The organism is Streptococcus intestinihominis, assembly GCF_046824975.1.
Lineage (GTDB): Bacteria > Bacillota > Bacilli > Lactobacillales > Streptococcaceae > Streptococcus.
Genome location: NZ_JBKQBL010000001.1, coordinates 348919 through 350211, shown reverse-complemented (window position 1 = coordinate 350211; position 1293 = coordinate 348919). Strand labels below are relative to the sequence as shown.

Genomic DNA, 1293 nt, shown 5'->3' with positions numbered 1-1293 from the left:
CAGTATTGGAAGGAAAACCACTATATTGAGACCAAATATGGGCCAAAAAGCCAAAGACAAAGGCTGCTGCAAAAGCAGTGGCAAAAGGGATGCGCACGTATTTCTCAACTACTAGAGAGAAAGCAAAGGCAAAGACGGTCGCAATACCTGCTCCAATCGCATCATAAAAATTCCCGCCAAACATAATAGAGAAAAAAGGGGCACTAAGAGTAGCCGCGATGGTTAACTGCAGATTGGTATAAGGGACTGCTTTCTGTTTCAATTGGCTCAAGGCTTGGTAGGCTTCTTCGAGATTGATGTGCCCAGAGACTAATTGGCGAGAAATCTGATTGACATCACAGACCTTCTCGATATTGTAATTGGTCCGCAGGATCCGCTTCATCCGCGTGATATTGGCATTTTCGATTGAAAAGAAAATAGCGACTGGCATCGCTAAGGCATTGCAATCATCGATTCCTTGAGAATGAGCAATCCGGATCATGGTATCCTCCACTCGATGGATTTCAGAACCACTCTCTAAAAGGAGGGTTCCTGCCAACATGAGGACATCAATCACGCGGTCCATATCTTTAGACGCTTCCATTGTTCTTCCTGTTCTGTTAATAGATTGCTTCCATTATATCAAAATTTCACTGATTTGTACTAGTGTTACCACGGATTTAGTCAAGACAGGACAAGAAAAAACCAGCCGTTTCCGACTGGTTTGAAAAATCTATTTGAATCTTAGCTCAATGCATCATCCATAGAAAGAACTTCGTGGAAGACACGTTGTGTCAATTCAGTTTTTTGTTCTGGAGTGAGGTATTTAGTGTTTACACAGTATCCAGAGATACGAACGATAACATCTTCACCGCTCATGATCTTTTCGTAAACGTCTGACAAGTCCATAACGTTCAAGTTAACGTGTTGTCCACCGTTTTCGAAGTATCCATCAAGGATAGTTACCAAGTTGTCTACTTGTTCGTCACGAGTTTTACCAAGAGCACGTGGTGATACTTGAGTTGTCAATGAGATACCGTCAGCTGCGTAACCAAAGTCAAGGCTAGCAAGTGAGTTCAAGTTTTGCAACCATCCACCTTTCGCTTTGTTAGATGGGTTAGCACCTGGTGAGAAGAATTCTAATTTGCTTGTGTTCACAGAACCATCTTCGTTGAGGAATACCCCTTTGTGGACTGGTGAGTTACCAGTTTGTTTAGAGTAAGCAACGTTAGAAGTGATGGTCAGAAGTGAAACTGTAGCTTCAGCGTTCTTGTAAAGTTTGTGGCTGCGAAGACGAGTAGTGTAAGCTTCGAT

The 1293-nt window shown here is 42.6% G+C and carries 2 protein-coding genes; both read right to left on the bottom strand.

Annotated elements, in window-relative coordinates; translation table 11 throughout:
- A partial coding sequence (locus tag ACLOR3_RS01820; RefSeq protein ID WP_412036933.1) for a threonine/serine exporter family protein occupies positions 1-583 on the bottom strand: 583 nt, incomplete at its 3' end.
- Positions 584-723: 140 nt separating this feature from the next.
- Positions 724-1293, bottom strand: a 570-nt coding sequence (locus ACLOR3_RS01815) for a glycine radical domain-containing protein (protein ID WP_412036932.1), incomplete at its 5' end; no start/stop codon positions are given.